Genomic DNA, 21,768 nt, shown 5'->3' with positions numbered 1-21,768 from the left:
GTAAACCAGTAATGAGTGTTAATAATAATTCACGTCATTAATATTGTTATATGATCATATAACAATATTATAGGCATATGAAAAGGGGGTTTTGCAATGGATATGGAAAACAAAAAAACAGAATGGAAAGCGTTGTATGATATCTCGAAGGAAAGTGAGATGGGTGTAGCAGAGAGGGTTAGTGAATACGGTTGATAAATTCATAGGATGTATTATTGGATACAAAAAGTTTGGATGTGGTCAATTAACGTCCTGGTTTAGTAAAGCTTACTGCGAATATATTGGAACCCGATATATCATATTTATTTAGAAAGGTGATAGAAATGAAAAATATTCAAGAGCAACAAGCACACGAAAGTCATAGCCACGATCATAGTCATGATCATGATCACGGAAAAATGCCAATTATTTCATATTTTATTGGCTTAGTGTTGGCTATAATTGGGCTTTTTTTAAGTGATGCAAATTTATTAATACAAAACATCTTATTTTCAATTGCCACAATCACAGCCGGCTACCATGTAATTATTCTCGAAGGAATTGGAGAGACAGTTGAAAATACTAAATTAAAGGGAAAATTCACTCCTAATTCTCATATTCTAATGGGATTAGCTGCAATCGGGGCTTCTCTGATAGGGAGTTTTTGGGAAGGAACCCTTTTGATACTTATTTTTTCCGGCGCTCATTTTCTTGAAGATTACGCTGAAGGAAGAAGTAAAAGAGAAATTACTAAGCTACTCGAAATGAACCCAACGACAGCTAAATTAATCCTACCTGATGGAAACACAAAAATTGTTGATGTCAGTGAATTAAAAGTTGGAGATCAACTCCAAGTGCTGAACGGTGATCAAGTTCCAATTGATGGGATTATTTTATCCGGTACTACCTCAATTGATGAATCTTCTATTAATGGAGAAAGTATACCGAAAGAGAAATCTAAGGGTGACGAAGTTTTTGGAAGTACGATTAATGGAACAGGTACTTTTACTATGGAAGTCACTAAGGAAAACAAGGATACTGTATTCTCTAAAATTTTACAATTAGTTAGTCAAAACCAAGATAATCAAACAAAAGCTGCCAGTATCATTCAAAAATTCGAGCCTAAATATGTTAATATAGTTTTAATCGCAATACCATTAGTAATGTTACTTGCTCCTTTTCTATTTGATTGGACATGGTCGCAAAGTGTTTACAGGGGATTAGTGATTTTAGTCGCAGCTTCACCGTGTGCTTTGGCAGCAGCTACTGTATCTGTAACATTGTCTACAACATCTAACCTAGCTAAAAAAGGCGTGCTTTCAAAAGGAAGTACTTACCTATCACAATTAGCGGATATAGATGCAATTGCCTTCGATAAAACAGGAACCCTTACGAACGGAGAACCTAAAGTAACAAATTACTATTTCACTCATTCTGTGAACGAAGAAAATATTATTGATATTATAGTCGCCCTTGAAAAGGAATCCAATCACCCACTCGCTAATGCTATTTTAGAAAAATTTGAAGTTAAAAATAAAATAGACATCGAAGTTACTAATCAAATTGGAAAAGGTCTGACAGGAGATTATAATGGAAAAAATTATCGTATTGGTAAGCCTACTTCTTTTGAAAGTGCTTCTGAAGAGTATACCCAGTTCAATCATGATTGGGCATCAGAAGGAAAGACGGTTGTATACGTAGCAGAAAATGAAGAAGTTATTGGGATTATAGCTCTAATGGATATTCCGAATGAGCATGCTAAAGAAACAATTAATTACTTTAAGAAACTTGGTATCCACACGACTTTAATTACTGGTGATTCGGAAATGACGGGAAAAGCTGTAGGCGAACAATTGGGAATAGACGAAGTTATCGCTAATGTAATGCCTGAAGATAAATCCAGAATTATAGAAGAACAAAAAGAAAAATTTGGAGTTACTGCCATGGTTGGAGATGGTGTGAACGATGCACCGGCCCTTGTTAATGCTGATGTTGGTATAGCTATGGGGGGCGGTACTGATGTGGCAGTAGAAGTATCTGATTTGGTTTTAATGCAGAACAATTTATCTAAATTAGTACAGTCTCATAAAATTTCCTCAAATATGGGTCGTGTTATTAGGCAAAATATTATTTTTTCAATGGCAGTTGTTGCCTTTTTAGTTGTCGTTAGTTTGTTAGGATTAACTGATATTACAATCAGTGTAATTGTTCATGAAGGAAGTACTTTAGTTGTTATACTAAATGGACTTCGATTATTAAGATCTAAATAATGAACGAATCGATTGACATGAATGAACTTTGAAGTGTGGATTCTACAATGTTCCCATAACATTGGACACTAAAAAACAGAGCAATCTAATAAAGATGTTATGAGTAAAAACAATGCCTTGCATACCGTTTTTATCATACGGGCGGTCAAATAAGCAATTAAAGAGCATGGGAAGCATAAAATCATAAACAGTGACTTAAGGCAGCCAGTTTACATTCAAAAGTTAAATTGACTGTATTAAAAGTTTCGAAACGATTAATATCCGTATGGGGGCAAGCGTCGAGCCAAAGATAATGCCAGGACAGAGCGTCTTTTTCCGTTCTTTTAAGTGGGAAAGGTTTTACCTTCTCTATGCCAAGACAGTCCCAGAGCTAAAAGAGCCAGTTGCTCTTTTTGGGCGTTTGTGAACGGTAATCGCAGGAAGGGGATTTTCCCAACCGCACCTGGTTTTCCATCACAATAAAGTTGGCGGCATTTGTTCTGATATTCTTGGGAATACTTACACTATGAATGGCCGTATTAAGTGATACAGGAGCTGCTATTATTGTAATACTGAATGCTCTCCGCCTTTTGAGGGTAAAAGAATAAAAGTAAGGATAACTAGGTAAAGCTGTTCAATCAAAAATTGAACAGCTTATTTTTCATCAAAATCAAAAACGTTTATTATAATACCTACACTTGTTCTGTTAAACGTACCGATTTTTTAACCTTATTGTATCAGTAATATCTTGAAACGAAGTAAGCGACTAAAATTTCTCTTTTATCATACTTTTATAAAAATACACTTTTAAGAACGGTTTGAAAATTTTTGAAATAGATCAAAATAATCTTCTGGTTAAAAAACCTGTAGATATGATTTCTCTCTTAAATTTTTGTTTGATTAGATTAGATCCTAATAAGACGCATTCAATATGTCTACACGTGAATTTAGTCTTTGAAAATGTAAGGACCATTATTATTATAAAAACCCCAGTATAAAACGATACGCAGAAGCGTACCATAAATAAAACTAAAAAATAGGTTGCGTAGTATATATTATGAAATAATTCATTAGATAAAGGAGAAATTGTTAATGACTATGTTTCGTGAGGCATTAATATGGCTAGTACTCCTAGTATTTAATTTAATAAACACGTTCTTAGTGATTATAGGGAAAACACAATTATTTAAAGTTCCACTATGGAGTACGTGGCTATTATGGGGAATTATTACGATCATTATAATAGGTATTTTATTCTATAGAAAATATCTACAAAAAACGAATTCTCTAACTAGTATAAATTCCGGTAATAATGAAAAGTTTAAAGACGGGGAGTTCTTTGTGCAAATCCCTTTATACATCATTGAGAATCAAAGTAATGTTATATACGGAAATGAAACAATGACTTATAAACCTGTTTTCGATAACACGCTACATAAACTAATGAGTATTTTTGGTGTTCAAACAAAATATAGTCTGCACATGACTTCTCATAATAATAATGTGAAAGTAATTCGGAAGAATGTTGTTGCTAATAGACACCAATATACTATCCATTTGAATAGTGAAGAAGTAGGCACACTCGAAATGAAAAAATTCTTCAAAAGCGGAGGAAAGCAACAGATTGCCTATACATTTAATTATAAATCTGAGGTATTTGATGTAAGTAACCCATTTTTTAGTAATGAAACTACAATCACATCGGAAAGTGAAACATTACTAACTGCAAAGCGCAGTTTTTTAGATGTTTCAAAAAGTAAACGAACTAAAAAACGTGGAGAAAAACACGATATACAAATTCACAGTACTAGAGTTAAGAAAGAAATATTAATAGCAATATATTTACAATGCATTATAAATAAGCAAACACAGTAAATTGAATATTGATAATATGGGGGGATTTGGGATAGCGTTAAAGAATGACTTTCTTTTCTAAGATATTGATCCAAATGCATACAATTTTTCACATTATTAATGCAACTTTTATTAAAAAAATTAATCATTAATTCCAATTCAAAAATACGCTTAGGTACAAATAAATTGTATCTAAGCGTATTTGTATGTGTGAGTCATATTTTGAGCTTACGACATCTACAATTATTTATTTTCAGTATTTTTACATTTATATACTAAACTTTTAGGTAGGTGACAGTAGTCATCAGGGTAGCGTTCTAATCGGTTTTGATGCATTTCAGCACTTTTAACGTAATTAGTGAGCGGTAAGACTTCGGTCGCTATAAGGTGGTGTTCTTCAATAGCGTCAATAAATGCTTGTGTTTCTTTAAGATAATTTGGATTTTCACTATATAACCGGTTCTATGAAAGATAAAAAATTATAAGTGCTTAATCATCTAGTTCTCTCTTTTTTCTTATTAAGTTTTGATATTCCTTTTCTAATTCTTCTGAGGGATCGACACTTAACCGACTGATTACTTCGGTAATTTTCATATCGATTAGAAGTTTGTCATTTTCTATTGTATCTTCAGCTGTTTTTCGTTTTTCTTTTAATTCATCATACGTTCCTTCAAATAGACTTATTTCTTTATTATGAATTGTAATGATTCGAGTAGCTATTTTATCTATAAATTTACGATCATGTGAAACAAAAATAACACTGCCTTCATACGCTTCTAATAAAGATTCAAATGCTTCAATAGCATTCGTATCTAGAAAGTTTGTTGGTTCATCTAGCACGAGTACATTAACATCACTTAAAAATACTTTAGTTAAAGCCAACTTTACACGTTCTCCACCACTTAAGACATTTGCAGATTTATGAACATCATCTTTGAAAAAATGCATTCTGGCTAAAACAGTTCGAATTAATGTTTCATTTTGACTAGAAGAAGATTGAACATTTTCTAAAATAGTTTTATCTAATTCTAATATGTCTAGATTTTGACTGAAGTAACCCATTTTTACGGATGGAGAAATAGTGACTCCTGATTGATTTTCAACAATTTTTTTAAGAAGCGTCGTTTTACCTACACCGTTAGAACCAGTAATTGCAAGCTTATCACCACCATAAATATTGAAACTAGTTGAATTCCACAGTAGACGATCTTTAATTGCACCCGAAAGATTTTCAATACGAAAAATAGTTCTATGTTTAAATGTATTCGAGTTTAATATATCCATTTTAATATGGGGGAGTTCTTTAGTCTTCTCTACCATATTTAGTTTATCGAGTCTAGTTTCTAAAGACTTTACTGTTTTTCTTAGCTTCTTTTGTTTATTAGAGTAATACGTCTTTACTCCTTTTATTCTTGCTTCAGATGAAGATAAGTGCTGAGGTTTTTTTGTAGCCTGTTGAGCTTTCATTTCTTTTAGTTTTATAGCTTCTTCTAATTGCTTTTTTTCGTTTTTATATTTTTCATATGCTAACTGTTCTTGACGATGTTCTACTTCTTTTTGTTGAAGATATTTACTATAGTTCCCTGAATATTGTATTATCTCGCCATTTCTAATTTCCCATATAGATGTACAAACATGATCAAGAAATTCACGATCATGTGATACTACAATAAAAGCTCCTTGCCAAGCATTCAATTGTTGCTCTAAATTTTCTATAGAATTTGTATCAAGATTAGTTGTAGGTTCATCAGCGAGTAACAATTCTGATTTCTTATCAAGAGACCTATAAATATACATCTGTGTTACTTCCCCACCACTATTTGTCGTATCGGTTTTTTTTAATTGAGGAATAAGTTCAGTTTTAGCAAATTGAGTTACAAAACCTTCTTCAGGTGTTAAATCTTGGTTCAATATGTGAAGTAACGTTGTTTTTCCACTACCGTTCTCTCCAACTAAACCAATACGATCATTTTGATAAACATGTAGCTGCGCTATATTCAATAGCATACGGTCTCGAACATACTGTTTTATATTATGAGCATCTAGCAATATCTTCATAAAGCTTCATCTCCTTATTATTAATAAAAAATGTCTCCTATTCCATTCAGAATAGGAGACATACGTCTACGTAGGCATACTTTAAAAAGTCTTAAAGTTAAACTACATGTATATAATCCTATCCTGAAAATAACAATAAAAGGCATTACAAATAAAGTACGCATGTAAAGTAAAAGCCTTCATTGTCTTAGCTTCAAAATAGAATTATTTAATCATGTAATCTGTTCACCCTTTTCATTTAATTAAGTTAAGCGTATAGGATAGCGTTGTGAAAGTCAAAAGTGTAGATCAACTATTTGATAAAGTAATAAGTTTTTATGTAGAGCGTTTTATTCATTGGTTTATTGAAATGAATAGTGTAATTTGACTGATTGCTAATGTACTCTAGCACCAGGCTCTTCAATTTCTCCTCGGGCTGCTTGTTCATATACCTCTTTTTGTTTCTCATAATCTGTTTTATATTCATCTGGTGTATAGCCACCACCTGATTGAGACATTACGCCTTTTTCAAATTCAGCTTCTTCTTGTGGAGAATTAAACTCACCAATGTAATCAATCCCATGCTTTGTTTTATGTATGACCTCACCATTTTCGTTGGTTCTGACTTCATTTGTTGTAACATTATTTGCTGTATTTGATTGATTATCATTAATTGCTGTTTCATCTGAAGTATTATTTTGTTGATTATTTTGATAGTCAGTATTAATTTCTTGTGAGTTTTCGGTTTCTATATTTTCTTTTTTATCCTTCTTACTTTCTTTATTTTTAGCTGCGCTTTCTGTTTTTGTATTCTCTTTAGTTAAGATATCCTTACCAAAACTTACACCGAATACGATTAACCCTATGAGAATGACCGATAGAATAGCAATAATTAATATATTTATAATTTTTTGCATATTTTACTCCTAATTATTATTGATTTTATCTTATTGCATTTGCACATCAATTCCACCATCTTGATGAACGTAATACATTAATTGATTACCGACTGATTTATTGGTAGCCAAAATTTCCCAGCAATTTTTTTCGTAATTATATACTGGTTCTTCATATCTTAAGTTTTTAAAACTTTCTGCGCCTAATTCATTTTTAAGATAATCAAATACATTACTTCGATTAACTCTCATTTTGTTAGTATCATCGTTATCATTGTTATAACTGTCAGTAGATTGGCTTAGATTTTCAGAAGTTTGATTTTCTGAATTATTATTTGATTGCGATGTATTATTTTGATTTACTTCATTAGAAGAATTGTTATCATTACTTTCATTATGATTTGCTTCGTTCTGTATTTTGCTATGATTTTCATCTTTATTACTTGCTAGAGAGTCATCATGAGTTAAGATATCCTTACCAAAACTTACACCGAATACGATTAACCCTATGAGAATGACCGATAGAATAGCAATAATTAATATATTTATAATTTTTTGCATACTAGACTCCTTTAATTTATGAATTCAACAATTAAATTTTATCTTTTAATTATTGAATTATCTACTATATTTTTGATTTTTTAAAATTAAATTTGTATCGTGTTACGCCTTTTGATTCGTCATATCGCTACTAATTAAGGTGACGATACAAATAACTAGTCTGCCATTATTTTGGTTAAGTAAAAATATATTAATATAAAATATACTATAAATAAAGTTAATTTTATTATATATTATTGACTAAAACTAGAAATCAAATTATTATTTGTATTGTGTCATATATAATAAAGTAATTTAATAGTATGAACACATGTTATTATCACATCCCGGTGAAGTGTGTGTTCAACTGATAATTCAAAACTAAATGGGATATAAGGGTCATCGTTGTTATTGGTAACACGTGATTTCTCATGATAATGAGTTAACAGATGGAATACATCCATTATGTGATTACCTTCATAAACGATGTTTTGAAATTTTATGATTATTTAAGAATATTGAATACGTTACATAAACAAAATAACGATTAATCAAAGGGGAATAGAAATGAAGATTATAAAAAATAAAGAAATTAATCACAGGCCTAAGGTAAGTGTACTAATAAGTACCTATAATAAAGAAAAGTTTATTGGTACAACATTAGATAGTGTTTTGAAACAAACAATGAATATGAAAGATTTCGAAGTGATTGTGGTGGACGATTGTTCAACTGATCAAACTTTCGATATTGTGAGTCAAAAAATAGAAGACTTTGCTAATTATAAGTTTGTTCAATTAGATGCCAATTCAGGTACGCCAGCTAAACCACGTAATTTATCTATTGAATTAAGCAAAGGGAAATATATTATTTTTATAGATGGTGATGATTGGTTACCAGAGGATGCTTTGAAAAAGCTATATACACTTTTAAAAACAAATAAGACAGACTATGCTACTGGTTTAACAAAATATGTGCACAGTGACCGTATAGCTAGAAGTGGCGTGGCGCTATCTAAACTTGCATATAACAAAGCAGATTTAAAATATTTTAGAAAATCGTTTTATCATTTAGCACCTGCTGGTCGTATGATTAAAGCAAGTGTCATTAAAAAGAATCATATTCAATTTCCAGAAATGATTTTCGGAGAAGATTTACAATTCTTTGCTGAAGTATTCTTCAATACGAAACGCATTAGTACGACGCAAGATGTTGTTTATTGTGCTAATCGATATGATGATAATATGTCTTTAGTTAAATCAGAAAGTTCTACAAATATTAACCGAATGAAATGGCAAGGCGAAGCTTATAAACATTTAATGAATAAATATAAACATAATAAGTTAATGCCTAATTTACTATACCGTATTATTAATAAAGATATTTTAGAAGCTAAATTTTATAAAAAACGTTTTATTAATAACATAGATGAATTGTTGCCGATTTTCCAAAATATTATTCAAATGATAGAAGAGAATTTCAATCCTTTAGATTATGTAGATGATGATTTAAATCGCCGAGCAATAGAATTAATACGTAAAGGTGATAAAGAAGCCATTTTAAATTTCGTTAACTTTTACCTTAAAAAAGATGAAAAGCCGCTCCATGAGAAAAATGATATCTATTATTACTCATTTAAAGGGAAACATTATAAAAAAAGAATGCACCCTACATTGCTAAAAATCGAGCAAGTGCATGATAAGATTTTCTTAAAATTACTTTCTAAAAATGCAGATTTAAAATATCTTGAAGTTAAAAATCGAAAAGACCCAACTCAGTTTATTGTAATAGATATTAAGAAAAGTCGTTTCAAATCTGGAGAATATAGCGTTCAGTTTAAAACAGATCACTTACCTAAAGGGAAATTGGCACTTACAGTTTATGACAAAGACTTAAATGGTTCAGTCATTAAATCCGGCATGCGTTTTGACTTTTATGAAACAGTTGGTGGTAATTTAGGATATATTAAGAAGTAATTAAAAGTTAAAACTTAATTATATTAAAACAGTCAATAACATTAGACAAAAATATACGCTTAGGTACAGATAATTGTATCTAAGCGTATTTGTATATGTGATGGATAATTTGAGTTTATGACATCTACAATGATTTACTTTCAGTATTTTTATATTTATATACTAAACTTTTAGGTAGGTGACAGTAATCGTCAGGGTAGCGTTCTAATCGATTTTGATGCATTTCAGCACTTTTAACGTAATTAGTGAGCGGTAAGACTTCGGTCGCTATAAGATGATGATCTTCAATCGCATCAATAAATGCTTGTGCTTCTTTAAGGTGTTTAGGATCTTCACTATATAACCCAGTTCTATATTTTAAACCAATATCTTGACCTTGTTGATGAACGCTATAAGGATCTATGATTTCGAATAAATAGCCCATTAAGTCAGTAGCTGATACTTTGTCAGGATCAAATTCTGTTTTAACAGCTTCTACGTAACCATCGTATTCTCCATCTAAAGTATTCGTAATGCCGTTTGCTCTTCCACTAGTCGTATTGATAACGCCAGGCAGTGTGCGAATATATGCTTCTACGCCGTATAAACAACCTCCAGCTAAATAAACGGTTTCCATAAGTTCCACTCCTTTAATTGATAATCTTTCTCATTTAAAATAATAACGAATTAGATTTGTTTATTCAAATCAGAAGGGGTATGATTGCGTCAAAAGCATGTTGATATTTTAGGGAAATATAGTAAATAAAAGGGGGATTACAATGTTTAAGCTAGTCGTTACTGATATGGATGGGACGTTTTTAAATTCAGAGAGTACTTTCAATCGTGAGAAGTTTCAAAGTTTACTATCGGAATTAAAGGATAAGGGTATTCGCTTTGCTTTTTGCACGGGAAAGCAAAATGAACGCGTGGATGCGATTGTGGGAGATTTGACGCAAGATGTGTTTATCATTGGGGATAGCGCATCTCGAATTAAAATCAATGATATGAACATTTATGCGAAGACATTTAGTAATCAACTTGGCCTACAGTTAATCAAGCGCATTAAGCACATTGATGAGCATTTAGTAATGATTGTTTGTACTGAAGGTATGGCTTATGCGGAAAATCATATTTCCGAAAAAGAGAGACAAATGGTTCTAGGTTCATATGAGAAAGTAACTTTTGTGGAAGACTTAAATATGATAGATCAAGATATGCTAAAAATTACGATTTTTGACATACAAGGTCAGTGCTTTGAACATGTTAAAGGTTTAAACAAATATGAGGATGATCTCTATATCGTTGCTGCAGAAGAGAATTGGATAGACATTACACACAAAGATGTCGATAAAGGAAAAACGATTCGCTTTCTACAACAATTATTAAATATCAGTAGCGAAGAAACCATTGTATTTGGCGATGGCCTAAACGATATCCCCTTATTTGAAACTGCACGATATAAAGTTGCAATGGACAACGCTTATCCGGAACTAAAACGTAATGCTAATTTGATTGCTATTAATAACGATAGAGACGGCGTCATCGAAACTTTGAATACATTACTTGGAAATGAAGATAAGTAATTACTTTATGGCGAATTATTTTAAAAGAATATTGAAATAGCTGAATATAAAAGTAATAATGCCATGATGATATTAAAAGAAGTTTGATGTTTGTTTAACCAGTCATTAAATACACTACCGGCAAATGCCCAAACTAAGAGACAAGCCCAACCTATGAATACACTGATCATTAAATAGATTAGAATTGATGTTGAACCAGTGACTGACGGTATGATAAACGCACCAATCAACGTAATAAAAAATAATAATGACTTCATGTTTAATACTTGAAGAATAAAACCACTTTTAAAGCTGTGATAGGCATTGGAAGTGGTTCCTTTATTAGTAGAAGTTAAAATTTTATAAGCTAGATAAATTAAATACACAAATCCTAAGAATTTAAGGGGTGTCTCGATATAAGTAATCCACTGGCTAAATAGAAGTATGGCAATGTAGGACACTAAGCCTAGAAAAGCAAATCCAGAAAGAATACCTGTTATAAAAGACTTACCGCCACGTAATCCATATATTCTTGTCGTGTTCATCATAAATAAATTGCTTGGACCAGGTGTGATTGAAGTTACAAAGACATAGATTAAGAAAGAAAACACATTATTCGCCTACCTTTTCTGTGCTATTATAGTAAGGATATGTATATAAGTAAAATTAATGTTAATAATAGATGAATTAATATAAGTAATACATAGGGGAGGTTACATCATGGAAATGAGACAAGTAAAAATTATTAAGACGTTATTAGAAACAGGGAGCTATACTAAGACGGCTGAATTACTGAATTACACGCAATCCAATGTGACTCAGCAAGTTCAACTATTAGAAAAAACGTTAAACCAAAAGTTGTTTGATTATAATCATAAACAATTACTTCCGACACCATTTCTAAAGGATATCCTACCGATGATTAATCAAATTTATGATGCATCGCAACGGATTAAACAAGTGTCTGAGCATAATAATTTGATGCGTACGATAAGAATAGCAGCACCTGAATCATTAATGCTGACGGGGTTGAGTGAAGTGATTAAAAATATCATTAATTACTATCCTCATATCGATATTAATCTTCAAAATAATAGTTGCAGTATGAATCATCAAAAATTACTTGAGGATGAAGTGGATATAGCTTTTGTCTTAAATGACGGCGTACATCATGACAAATTAAATGCCACATTGATTTGTGAAGAGAATATTGTCGTCGTTGCGCATGCAGAGGCGCCAGACCATTTTGATGAATTGTTAAAGCAGAAGCAATACAATCATTTTGTGATTAATGAAAAAGGATCAGTATATCGAAACATGTTTGAACAAATTGTGCGAGATTACCAATTAGATATCCATAAAACAACAGAGTTATGGAGTATTGGCGTCATTAAATCATTGTTATTAGATAATATTGGATTTTCATTTTTACCTTACCGTACAGTGAAACAGGAGGTAGAATCTCAACAATTAAAAGTCATCGAAACAGCATTTTCTATCAAAACGTTAGGATCATATATACTGACAAAACCCTATCCTTGGAACAAAGATATAAATCAACTTATTATTGATGAGGTAAATAAAACTCATGATTAAGAAGATGTTGTCTGCTTAATCATGAGGCTAGATAAATAAGAAAAACTGTATCTTCATCAAAAAAATTAGCTGTGACTGATACACCAAGTATATATTTCACAGCTTAATTAAAGACTATAGTTTAATTTTCTTCAGATTTTAATGCTCTGTATATTTGCGAAACTAACTGTTCTTGTTGATTATCTTTAACATTAAATAGAAATGTTTGTGTGAAATTAAACAGTAATTGTCCCATAAAAATTCTTAGTAAAGAATTGTAATTTATATCAGATGCCAGTTCTTGAGTATTATGGAAGATTTCAAAAATTTTAGATGCATTGTCGTCATGATTGTTTTCTAAATAATTTATTAAATTATTTCTAATTTCAGCGTCAATTAAAATTTGGCTTAAAATGATTGTTATGACATCTTTATTTTGTTCTAAAAACTGAGTACGATCATTTACAACGAGATGTACTAAAGTTTTTAAATCACAATTTTCTTTTTCCGCTATTTGATTAGCGAATATATTTTCATAAGACGGAAGACAATGTTCAAAAATTGGAGTAATTATAGCCAGTAATAGACCGCGTTTATTTTTAAAATATTTAAATATCGTCGCTTCACTTACACCGGCATTTTTTGCTATTTCGGCAGTACTTACAGCATTAAATCCAAATTTAGAAAATAAGTTAATACTTGAAATTAATACCTTTTGTTTTCCTGGAGTAATTTTTTCATTCTTTAAAATGAGTGCTAGGTCAATTTTGATATCGTTCGTATAATCCATAAATTTCTCCTATTGATTATGATTTTCTTTGAGCAAAAGTGGTCACTTTTTTAAATTGTTCAATTTGCCAATCTGAAATGACATATTTGGTATTTCTATTTTTTAATGTTTGGACAGGTAAAATAATAGTGACTACTAAAATTATGAAGAAAGTTATAATAGCAGCAATCCATGTATAAATATTTATTAAGTGTTCATTGTATATATAAATAATATAATAAATGCTTATAGGTGCAAAAAGAGAAACACTTGTAAACAATCCCGGATTGTACCATGTATTTAAAGTTTTATTCATTGATATACCATGTCCCAATACTTGCATTATATTGAATAACATTGTGGCTAATCCAAGCCAAATAAATTGAGGGAAAATAATTGCTAATACATAAAATAAATAAGCGCTAATGTTCACTATGCAGATTGATAAAGTATTACCAGGATAATGGTCGTAGTCTTCATCTTCTTTATAAGTTGCTTTATTAATAACAGGTGAACCGCCACCTGGGAAAACATATTCTTCAAATTGATGAATAGATAATGCCATCAAACTATACATTAGAATAATTTGAATTGAACTTAGTTTTGCATGGCCATAAAATCCCATGAAAAATGATAACCCTACGAAAATAAAAATTGTGAAGTAATACCAGTAATTTCGAATAAAATTCATAATGTTTACACCTCTTTGGTAAGTGATTACTTACTCACTATAATGAGATAATATTTTTTTGTCAATAATAATGGATTGATTACGAAATATATTAAAAGTACTAATAGTAAAAAAAGAAAACTACAATCATATGATACATACATATGATACATAAACAATAATATATAAAGGGTGGAACAGAATTCATTTAGAATACGTCATCCCACCCTAACTTGTTTTACTTGTAAAATTTTTTGGAAATCTCTCATGTTATTGTCTCGCTTACAAAAGTGATTACAACTAAGAAAAGCTTGATTTAAGAGAATGCCTAGTATAGTCAGTTGTTGCGAATTTCAACGTAGTCTTATAATATAATTTTTGCTTCATACAGATTCTATTAATAAAACTAAATTTACTCAATTACCATGTTAACTAGCTTTTTTTACATAAACGGCAGAAATTAGTGATACTAAACCAAATATTATAAATGCAATAAACATCCATATTGTGCCGCTCATAGTTAAGCCAGAGTTAGTATATAGTAACTCTTTTAAAGTATTTACATAGTGATAGAATGGGCTCCATGGTAAAATCCAATCTTGATAGAATTTTGGCAACATGACTTTAGGCAACATCACTGCTTGAATTGTGAAGAATAGATATAAAATAAATATTGGAATAGCACCAAAGCCTATCCATACCATTAGTCCTAGTATGAGTAGTGCAAATCCTAATATTGCAATTGCTATGAATAATGCTGTATCTAATGGGTGATTAAAATCAAAGTTCAATACTCCACCTGTGTAGTAGACATAGACAAATGCACCAGCGAAAGCAGCTATTGTTACTGATAAGATAACCTTACTTGTAAACCATAATTTATCTTTATGTGATGTTAATTTTTCTCTGTTTTTAAAGGCAAAGAATGATAGCACTGCGGTAATCATTGCTGCAAACCATATTGGTGTAAACATTGCTGAAGCACCATTTCCATTACCTTGGTGATCTTTAACTTCATTTAAAGTTGTAGTTTCAACTTTGACCGGATTCATAAATTGATTAAATTGCTTACTTGGTAAATCTATTTGATTTTTTGCTAATAACCCAACATTTTGCTTACTAATCTGATGATTAAGATTCTCTGTAATTTTACTTAATGCTTGTTGAGCAATGTTTGATACTTGAGCATGACTACCTTGATTAATGATGGTTTCTATGTGAGCTTGTTTTGGTTTTGGTATTTCTTGATCACCATTACCCGTTTTTTCTTGCATTGCTTTAATTTGTTGTGGTGACAGTTCACCAGATTTGATTTTTTCTTTAACCTCATGTTGTTTTTCAGTCATAATTTTACTTTGAGCATTACTAATAGCATTTTTAGAAAAGTCTTTCTCGAAGACGATAGCGCCAATATATTTATTATCTTTTAGTCCTTGCTTAAGGTCTTTCTCATTTTTCACGGACTCCCAATTTAACGTTTTATTATCACTTTTCTTCAAATTATCTGCTAGATTCTTACCGATGTTGGTTGAATTACCTTGAACTTCAATACCTTTATCTTTATTTAATATTGCCATTGGTACATCCTTTGGCTTCGGGTTGTATGCAGGATAAAAAGCTGTCGCTAAAATCATTAATATTAATACGATTGCAATGGGGATGAACCACACTAATTTCTTTTTCATAAAAATTTCTCTCCTTATAAAACAACACAATGTTGTTTATCATTCTATTTGTTATTATAATAGGCAGATAAGGATATTCAATAATCAATAACTTTAAATGTGAATGTTAAACAACAATATAATCTGAAATGTTGTCATTATCTAATAAATAAGGAGTGATTTTTATGGATCGTAGAGTAAAACGAACAATTACAAGTATTGAGAAGGGCTTTATTCAACTTTTAAAAACATATAGTTTAGAAGAAATAACGATTCAACAGATTGCGGATGAAGCGGATATTAATAGGGCTACATTTTATAAATACTATTTAGATAAATACGATTTATTGAACCATTTAGAAGATAAAGAAATTGAACGTATGAAAGCAAATATTGATTATGATAGATTAGCTAATCAACAAATTAATGAGTTTAGTGATTTAAATAAGATTATCAATAATGTACCAAATAGCATCATTAAAATTGTTTTAAATAATATTGAATTATATGAAGTATTATTTAATCTAAAAAGGCAAAGTAAATTAGAAGAAAAATTAGCAGATACGATTTCACAAAACTTATTAATTGCTTTAAATAATAAAATGACCATCAATCATATACCTTTTAGATATTTTCACAGTTACATTTCTGGAGCTATCATAACTACAATTAAATATTGGGTATTAGATTCAGAAAGAATTCCAGAAGAAGAAATCATGCATCATCTATATACACTCATGAGCACAGGTCCATTAGAACAATTAGTCATAGAACTATCAAAAAAATCTTAGGATTGTTTGTGCTTTTGGCAACATTTTTTATTCTTTTGTTACTAAACATACAGATTGATGGTTTTTGATTATTGTATAACAGGTTACTCGTAAATATTATTAGACACACAGGGGGAATGTAACATGTCTAATAATGTTTCAAATAACAAAACAAATAACGAAAGTAAAAAAGTATTAATTGTAGGTTTAGGTATTAGTGGTATTTCTTCAGCAATAGCTTTAAAAAAAGCAGGATGGGATCCTGTCATCATTGAGAAAGCCTCAGAACGGCGTAAAGGTGGCTATTTCTTGGCGCTATTTGGACTTGGTAGATATGCTGCTCAAGATTTAGGAGCACTTCAATTCTTACATGATAGACGTAGTTCTACTTCTGTTAATTTTTCAATAGATAGAAATGGTATAACAGGTTATACGCTTGGATTTGCTGATATTCCGAGATCTTTTGCTCCGTGGATGATGTTGCGTGGCGATATTGAGAACGCTGTCTATAAAGCGTTGCCAAATGATATCGAAATAATTTATGATACAGTGCCAGATGCTATTTGGCAAAATTCATCTGAAGTAAGAGTGACTACTAAAAATCTTAAAACTAATATGAAATCTGAAAGTTCTTATGATCTTGTTATAGGTGCTGATGGGGTGTTTTCTAAAGTAAGAGAATTAGCATTTGGTCCACATGAACAATATATTAAAGAATTAGATTATATGATTTGTGCGTATCAACTAACTGAAAACCCACCTGATTTAAAAATAGATCAAGGCGTTATTTTGCATGAAGTTAATAAATCATTTACTATATTTACGTTTAAAAATCATCCAGCAACCATATTATTTACGTATAAAGCGGATAATCCACAAGCGGAAAGAAAAAAAGATCCACGTGAAAGAATTAGAGAAGTATTTGGTAAACCTTATGGTAAATATATGGAATTTGCGTTGGAGCAATTAGATCAAGCTGATAACGTCATATTTAGCACAACTGACCAAGTAAAAATGCCATCATGGCATCGAGGTCGTGTCGTACTAGTCGGTGACTCAGCATGGTGTCCAACACTTTATTCAGGAATGGGCGCAACATTAGGACTGGGTGGTGCTAATCTATTAGGTAAAGCATTGCAAAAACACTCAGATAATATAGAGTATGCGTTAAATGAATGGGAAAATATATTAAGACCTAAAGTTAAACAATTTCAAAAGCAAGGTGCGACAACAGGCAGAAGAAATTTTGTATCTATAAATGATAAAGAAGTACAAAAAAGAGAGAACAGTATTAAATTAAGAAGAACATTAATGAAAAGTAATCTGTTGGGTAATTTATTAAAGTATACACCATCCATAAAAGCCCGAAATGCAGATCTTACAAAAGAACTTTAGTATATATAAGGACCAATACTTAAATAGCGAAGCAATTTACGATGGTAAATACGCTTTGCTATTTTTGTTTTTTATATCAGAAATTAATTCCGAAAGCTGTTTCATTTTAATAGGTCGAGTAATTATTGTAATAAAAACAGCATCATTAATCAGAAGGTTTATTAAGTAGTTGCAGCCTACATTTAACCAACAAACAAATTCATATCAATATTTTTAAATTTATTGCTTGCTATAGAGTTAACGCCATAATTTATAGTGAGATTATCAAATTTAGGGAGTTAAAATAATGGAAACTTTAAAAATAGAAAATGACGTTGAAATTCCAGTGTTAGGCTTTGGTGTGTATCAAATTCCTCAAGAAGAAACTAAAGAAGCGGTTGAAAATGCAATTAAAGTTGGCTATAGACATTTTGATACTGCGCAAAGTTATCAAAATGAAACAGAAGTTGGAGAAGGTATCAAAGCTTCTGGTATTGATAGAAAAGAACTATTTATTACGACAAAAGTTTGGATAGAAAATGTGAATTATGAAGATACACTAAAATCGGTAGAACTTTCACTTCAAAGACTTGATTTAGATTATATAGATTTAGTACTTATTCATCAACCTTACAATAAAAAGGCAGGGAACTAATGTGAGTATTGCATCACATTAGTTCCCTGCCTTTAATTTTAATGGTTATTATTCTACATCTTCATCATCATTACCAATACCATCATGAGCTGCTGACATACCTGGTCCACCGACGTCGCCTCTAGGGTTATTTGGATTATATCCAATTCCTTCTTGTTCCGCTTTAGATAAATGATCTAGTTCTTGTTGACTCATCTTATATCCTTGATGTTCTATAGATGTTGCAGTGCCTGAATTTGGTTGGGCTACACTTCCTTGTTGTGCTTGTGTTGCGTTAGTATTTGATACTACTCCAGTAGATGCGCTTTGAGCGTTGGTAGTTTGTTCAGTAGTATCGTTCACATTTGATTTATTGATGTTTGTTTGCATCGTTTCATCATCTTGTTTTTCTTCTTTTTTCTGTTCTTTTTTAGATTTATTATCATTGTTCTGATTTTTATTTTCACTATGTGCTTTTGTATTATCGTTAGTTAAGATATCTTTACCAAAGCTCACTCCGAATACAACTAGCCCAATTAGAATAACGGATAGAATTGAAATAATTAATATGTTAATAATTTTTTGCATATAATACTCCTTATTTTGAAAATAATAAGTTAATTTTACCTTTTAATTAAATATTTGACTACTGTAATTAAAAAATATTTCAATATAGTAACGCCTATTAATTATATATTATAAATATTTTGAAATTCTTTAAAAACAAATAGTATTTTGACGAAAAATAAATTAAAATATTTGTATTAATAATAATCAAAAATAAGGAGTGCAACTAAATGGAATGTTTAGCTTGTGGTGGTAATGTTAATCGTGATGATAAATTCTGCCAGCATTGTGGTCATGATTTAATGACTGATAATTTGAAAGCCATGGACCAAGAGGACATCTTAACGCCTTTAACGTGTCCTACTTGTCATCAAATGGTAGATGAGAGTGACAAGTTCTGTACTAATTGTGGCTATGATTTAACAAATACGGATAAACAGACAATGCAAGGGGCTTATATTCATAACAATCAACAAGTCGAAATGACAGAAAATATGAATTTAGCATATGAGGCAAAGAATTTATTTAATAATACAACGAAATCAATTGGTAGAATCGCCGGTAATGAAGAAGTGTTGAGTTTAAATTTAAAAGATATGTTTTCAGAAGTATTCAAATCTCATGCTAAGCATGAATCTGATGACATTTTTATTGCTGGTACGAGAAATACGACACCACACATTAAAGATGTATCACAAGAATGGGCTAAGCCATGGGTCTTTTCACGTGTGTTTTTAGCTTTAGGTATCACTTTTATGGTCTTATTAATTTTAGTTAATACATTTGCGAATACGAATGCGTTACCTGGATTGATCTTTATAGGTGCACTCATTGTTCCTATTTCAGGTCTGATATTTTTCTATGAATCTAATGCGTTTCAGAATATTAGTTTCTTTGAAGTGTTGAAAATGTTTTTCATAGGTGGGGTGTTCTCGCTACTAAGTACGATTATTTTGTATCATTTTGTCTCTTTTAGTGATGAATTAGAAACTTATGGAATCATGACGATTACTGACGCGTTCTTAATAGGATTAGTTGAAGAACTTGGTAAAGCCATTATAGTTATCTTATTTATTAACTATCTTAAAACAAACAAGATACTAAATGGTCTATTGATTGGTGCTTCTATAGGCGCAGGTTTTGCTGTATTTGAAACAGCAGGGTATATCTTGAATTATGGGATTTTGAGTACTGGTACGCCAGATTTGACTGAAATTATGGATATTACTATTTTAAGAGGTTGGTCAGCAATTGGTGGTCATTTAGTATGGGCGGCTATTATTGGTGCGGCAGCAGTTATTGTTAAAGATGCGCGTCATTTTACCTGGGCTAATATTTTAGATAAACGTTTTCTATTTTTCTTTTTTGTATCTGTAATTCTCCATTGTATTTGGGATACAGATATAACAGTTTTAGGTAGTAGTAATTTGAAAATGATTTTCCTAATCATTATTGCATGGATTTTTGTATTTATATTAATGAAATCTGGGCTTAATCAAGTAAACCAAATTCAAAATGATTATCTAGAAATGGAAGGAAGATAGTGCTAAATGAGATACTGTACAAATTGTGGACACAAAATCAATGACAATCAATCATTTTGTAATAACTGTGGGACTAAGCTACATGATGCTCAAAGCAATCAACAAAGCAATCAACAAAGCAATCAACAAAGTGATCAACCAAACAACCAGCATGACAATCAACAAAGTGATCAACCGAACAACCAACATGACAATCAATCAAGTAATCAACATAGCCATCAACCAAATAACCAATACAGTAATCACAATAGAATTGCCAGAAATAGAGAAGTAAATGATCGATACGCATATCATTATCAAGATAATAGCCAACATAAGCGTTCTGGGTTTGGAAGCGTGTTATTAGCCATACTTGCAGTCGTTATTTTAGGTTTACTCGTATATGGTCTTTATTTTGCTTATCATCAATTTACTGGTCATAACAGTTCTGATGATACGACACAAAGTCAAAGTTCAAATACTTCAGATAGTAGTTCTGAAGGAGCGCAAATTGATATTTTTAGTGATGCATTTGACCAAGCCTATACGAAAGCACCTTCTAAAGACGGCTATGCAGAAATATACAACGGTATGAGTCGCTCAGGTGTTGAAACGAAATACGGACAATCGAATGGCACAGTCTATTTACAAGGTAGTACATATGAAAAGTATGGAGATATAGCTGTTTTATATGATGAACACGATGATGTGAGCCAAGTCATTATCACACCAAGTAATATAACGGAAGACGACTACATTGAACATTACGGTGAACCTGACGATAGAGAAGGCAATACGCTCATCTATGATACTTACAAAGATAATGATTTTAGCGTCTTAGTAACAATTAAAGATGGCATGGTATTAGCTATAGAGAATGTCGATCAATTACCAAGTAATAATTCAGATGATAGCGATAGTGATGAAGTATCAAGTACAAGTGAAGCAAGAGCCATTGCGAATGATGTGTTAGATAGTAGTGATTGGATACACTCAGTCGATGAAGGTGAATTCAGTTATAGAGTTAATTATGGTAAAGAAAATGAAGATAAAGCCCATCGTGCAATCATCGTAGAAAAAAGTGATGGTAGCACCTCTGAATGGCATGGTGGAGAATGGGATTATTAGGACAATATAAAAAATTAAGGGGAT

The 21,768-nt window shown here is 31.1% G+C and carries 18 protein-coding genes and 2 pseudogenes; 10 read left to right on the top strand and 10 right to left on the bottom strand.

The features are described 5' to 3' along the window. Window positions 1-323: 323 nt before the first annotated feature. On the top strand, window positions 324-2,249 hold the full coding sequence (locus HMPREF3239_RS09050; protein WP_017175150.1) for a heavy metal translocating P-type ATPase: 1,926 nt from the start codon (window positions 324-326) through the stop codon (window positions 2,247-2,249). Window positions 2,250-3,320: 1,071 nt separating this feature from the next. Next, the gene (locus HMPREF3239_RS09045) at window positions 3,321-4,103 is read left to right on the top strand and encodes a hypothetical protein (protein ID WP_053030215.1); all 783 of its coding nucleotides are present in this window, start codon (window positions 3,321-3,323) and stop codon (window positions 4,101-4,103) included. Window positions 4,104-4,325: 222 nt separating this feature from the next. Here the strand turns inward: HMPREF3239_RS09045 and HMPREF3239_RS12155 are convergent. From HMPREF3239_RS12155 to HMPREF3239_RS09030, 4 genes and pseudogenes are all read right to left on the bottom strand, one after another. Continuing rightward, window positions 4,326-4,538: pseudogene (locus tag HMPREF3239_RS12155) on the bottom strand (peptide-methionine (S)-S-oxide reductase); the annotation flags it as partial. A gap of 33 nt (window positions 4,539-4,571) precedes the next feature. Continuing rightward, window positions 4,572-6,140, bottom strand: coding sequence for a Vga family ABC-F type ribosomal protection protein (locus HMPREF3239_RS09040; RefSeq protein ID WP_053030214.1), 1,569 nt, complete (start codon window positions 6,138-6,140; stop codon window positions 4,572-4,574). Window positions 6,141-6,514: 374 nt separating this feature from the next. Then, entirely contained in the window at window positions 6,515-7,036 is a 522-nt protein-coding gene (locus HMPREF3239_RS09035) for a hypothetical protein (RefSeq protein ID WP_053030213.1), read from the bottom strand. A gap of 30 nt (window positions 7,037-7,066) precedes the next feature. Continuing rightward, window positions 7,067-7,576: a hypothetical protein gene (locus HMPREF3239_RS09030; RefSeq protein WP_053030212.1), complete on the bottom strand. Its 510-nt coding sequence runs from the start codon at window positions 7,574-7,576 to the stop codon at window positions 7,067-7,069. Window positions 7,577-8,122: 546 nt separating this feature from the next. Here HMPREF3239_RS09030 and HMPREF3239_RS09025 point away from each other — a divergent pair. Further along, window positions 8,123-9,529, top strand: coding sequence for a glycosyltransferase family 2 protein (locus HMPREF3239_RS09025; RefSeq protein WP_053030211.1), 1,407 nt, complete (start codon window positions 8,123-8,125; stop codon window positions 9,527-9,529). Between the two features lie 124 nt (window positions 9,530-9,653). Here the strand turns inward: HMPREF3239_RS09025 and HMPREF3239_RS09020 are convergent, their stop codons facing one another. After that, window positions 9,654-10,145, bottom strand: a complete 492-nt coding sequence (locus HMPREF3239_RS09020) for a peptide-methionine (S)-S-oxide reductase (protein WP_053030210.1) — start codon at window positions 10,143-10,145, stop codon at window positions 9,654-9,656. Between the two features lie 142 nt (window positions 10,146-10,287). Here HMPREF3239_RS09020 and HMPREF3239_RS09015 point away from each other — a divergent pair, with 142 nt between their 5' ends. Beyond that, window positions 10,288-11,091, top strand: a complete 804-nt coding sequence (locus HMPREF3239_RS09015) for a Cof-type HAD-IIB family hydrolase (RefSeq protein ID WP_053030209.1) — start codon at window positions 10,288-10,290, stop codon at window positions 11,089-11,091. Window positions 11,092-11,111: 20 nt separating this feature from the next. Here HMPREF3239_RS09015 and HMPREF3239_RS09010 read toward each other — a convergent pair whose 3' ends face one another. Then, on the bottom strand, window positions 11,112-11,681 hold the full coding sequence (locus tag HMPREF3239_RS09010) for a LysE family translocator (RefSeq protein WP_053030208.1): 570 nt from the start codon (window positions 11,679-11,681) through the stop codon (window positions 11,112-11,114). A 109-nt stretch (window positions 11,682-11,790) separates the two neighbouring features. On the opposite strand from HMPREF3239_RS09010, the gene HMPREF3239_RS09005 reads away from it, so the two are divergent. Then, window positions 11,791-12,666 (top strand): LysR family transcriptional regulator, encoded by an 876-nt coding sequence (locus tag HMPREF3239_RS09005; RefSeq protein ID WP_053030207.1) that lies wholly within the window; start codon window positions 11,791-11,793, stop codon window positions 12,664-12,666. A 121-nt stretch (window positions 12,667-12,787) separates the two neighbouring features. On the opposite strand, the gene HMPREF3239_RS09000 is transcribed toward HMPREF3239_RS09005, so the two are convergent. The 3 genes from HMPREF3239_RS09000 to HMPREF3239_RS08990 form a co-directional block, all read right to left on the bottom strand. Then, on the bottom strand, window positions 12,788-13,435 hold the full coding sequence (locus HMPREF3239_RS09000; RefSeq protein ID WP_053030206.1) for a TetR/AcrR family transcriptional regulator: 648 nt from the start codon (window positions 13,433-13,435) through the stop codon (window positions 12,788-12,790). A gap of 16 nt (window positions 13,436-13,451) precedes the next feature. Further along, window positions 13,452-14,105 (bottom strand): HXXEE domain-containing protein, encoded by a 654-nt coding sequence (locus HMPREF3239_RS08995; protein ID WP_053030205.1) that lies wholly within the window; start codon window positions 14,103-14,105, stop codon window positions 13,452-13,454. 407 nt (window positions 14,106-14,512) lie between these two features. Beyond that, a complete protein-coding gene (locus HMPREF3239_RS08990; protein WP_053030204.1) occupies window positions 14,513-15,769 on the bottom strand; it encodes a YhgE/Pip domain-containing protein in 1,257 nt (418 codons plus the stop codon). 164 nt (window positions 15,770-15,933) lie between these two features. Between HMPREF3239_RS08990 and HMPREF3239_RS08985 the strand changes: the two genes are divergently transcribed. The 3 genes and pseudogenes from HMPREF3239_RS08985 to HMPREF3239_RS08975 form a co-directional block, all read left to right on the top strand. Further along, window positions 15,934-16,539, top strand: a complete 606-nt coding sequence (locus tag HMPREF3239_RS08985; protein ID WP_053030203.1) for a TetR/AcrR family transcriptional regulator — start codon at window positions 15,934-15,936, stop codon at window positions 16,537-16,539. Window positions 16,540-16,662: 123 nt separating this feature from the next. After that, window positions 16,663-17,913, top strand: a complete 1,251-nt coding sequence (locus HMPREF3239_RS08980; protein ID WP_053030202.1) for an FAD-dependent monooxygenase — start codon at window positions 16,663-16,665, stop codon at window positions 17,911-17,913. Between the two features lie 286 nt (window positions 17,914-18,199). Further along, window positions 18,200-18,544, top strand: a pseudogene (locus HMPREF3239_RS08975) (aldo/keto reductase); the annotation flags it as partial. Window positions 18,545-18,595: 51 nt separating this feature from the next. On the opposite strand, the gene HMPREF3239_RS08970 reads toward HMPREF3239_RS08975, so the two are convergent. Then, entirely contained in the window at window positions 18,596-19,114 is a 519-nt protein-coding gene (locus tag HMPREF3239_RS08970) for a hypothetical protein (RefSeq protein WP_053030201.1), read from the bottom strand. 209 nt (window positions 19,115-19,323) lie between these two features. On the opposite strand from HMPREF3239_RS08970, the gene HMPREF3239_RS08965 reads away from it, so the two are divergent. Then, window positions 19,324-20,637, top strand: coding sequence for a PrsW family glutamic-type intramembrane protease (locus HMPREF3239_RS08965; RefSeq protein WP_053030200.1), 1,314 nt, complete (start codon window positions 19,324-19,326; stop codon window positions 20,635-20,637). A gap of 6 nt (window positions 20,638-20,643) precedes the next feature. Continuing rightward, window positions 20,644-21,744: a zinc ribbon domain-containing protein gene (locus HMPREF3239_RS08960; protein WP_083324771.1), complete on the top strand. Its 1,101-nt coding sequence runs from the start codon at window positions 20,644-20,646 to the stop codon at window positions 21,742-21,744. Window positions 21,745-21,768 lie beyond the last annotated feature (24 nt).

The organism is Staphylococcus sp. HMSC34C02, assembly GCF_001838705.1.
Lineage (GTDB): Bacteria > Bacillota > Bacilli > Staphylococcales > Staphylococcaceae > Staphylococcus > Staphylococcus borealis.
Note: the sequence above shows the minus strand (reverse complement) of the source record. Positions and strands in the feature narration are given on the sequence as shown.

Bases quoted from the DNA above. Each gene is read 5' to 3' on its own strand.
- HMPREF3239_RS09050 (WP_017175150.1), top strand. From the start codon at position 324: ATGAAAAATATTCAAGAGCAACAAGCACACGAAAGTCATAGCCACGAT.
- HMPREF3239_RS09045 (WP_053030215.1), top strand. From the start codon at position 3,321: ATGACTATGTTTCGTGAGGCATTAATATGGCTAGTACTCCTAGTATTT.
- HMPREF3239_RS09040 (WP_053030214.1), bottom strand. From the start codon at position 6,140: ATGAAGATATTGCTAGATGCTCATAATATAAAACAGTATGTTCGAGAC.
- HMPREF3239_RS09035 (WP_053030213.1), bottom strand. From the start codon at position 7,036: ATGCAAAAAATTATAAATATATTAATTATTGCTATTCTATCGGTCATT.
- HMPREF3239_RS09030 (WP_053030212.1), bottom strand. From the start codon at position 7,576: ATGCAAAAAATTATAAATATATTAATTATTGCTATTCTATCGGTCATT.
- HMPREF3239_RS09025 (WP_053030211.1), top strand. From the start codon at position 8,123: ATGAAGATTATAAAAAATAAAGAAATTAATCACAGGCCTAAGGTAAGT.
- HMPREF3239_RS09020 (WP_053030210.1), bottom strand. From the start codon at position 10,145: ATGGAAACCGTTTATTTAGCTGGAGGTTGTTTATACGGCGTAGAAGCA.
- HMPREF3239_RS09015 (WP_053030209.1), top strand. From the start codon at position 10,288: ATGTTTAAGCTAGTCGTTACTGATATGGATGGGACGTTTTTAAATTCA.
- HMPREF3239_RS09005 (WP_053030207.1), top strand. From the start codon at position 11,791: ATGGAAATGAGACAAGTAAAAATTATTAAGACGTTATTAGAAACAGGG.
- HMPREF3239_RS09000 (WP_053030206.1), bottom strand. From the start codon at position 13,435: ATGGATTATACGAACGATATCAAAATTGACCTAGCACTCATTTTAAAG.
- HMPREF3239_RS08995 (WP_053030205.1), bottom strand. From the start codon at position 14,105: ATGAATTTTATTCGAAATTACTGGTATTACTTCACAATTTTTATTTTC.
- HMPREF3239_RS08990 (WP_053030204.1), bottom strand. From the start codon at position 15,769: ATGAAAAAGAAATTAGTGTGGTTCATCCCCATTGCAATCGTATTAATA.
- HMPREF3239_RS08985 (WP_053030203.1), top strand. From the start codon at position 15,934: ATGGATCGTAGAGTAAAACGAACAATTACAAGTATTGAGAAGGGCTTT.
- HMPREF3239_RS08980 (WP_053030202.1), top strand. From the start codon at position 16,663: ATGTCTAATAATGTTTCAAATAACAAAACAAATAACGAAAGTAAAAAA.
- HMPREF3239_RS08970 (WP_053030201.1), bottom strand. From the start codon at position 19,114: ATGCAAAAAATTATTAACATATTAATTATTTCAATTCTATCCGTTATT.
- HMPREF3239_RS08965 (WP_053030200.1), top strand. From the start codon at position 19,324: ATGGAATGTTTAGCTTGTGGTGGTAATGTTAATCGTGATGATAAATTC.
- HMPREF3239_RS08960 (WP_083324771.1), top strand. From the start codon at position 20,644: ATGAGATACTGTACAAATTGTGGACACAAAATCAATGACAATCAATCA.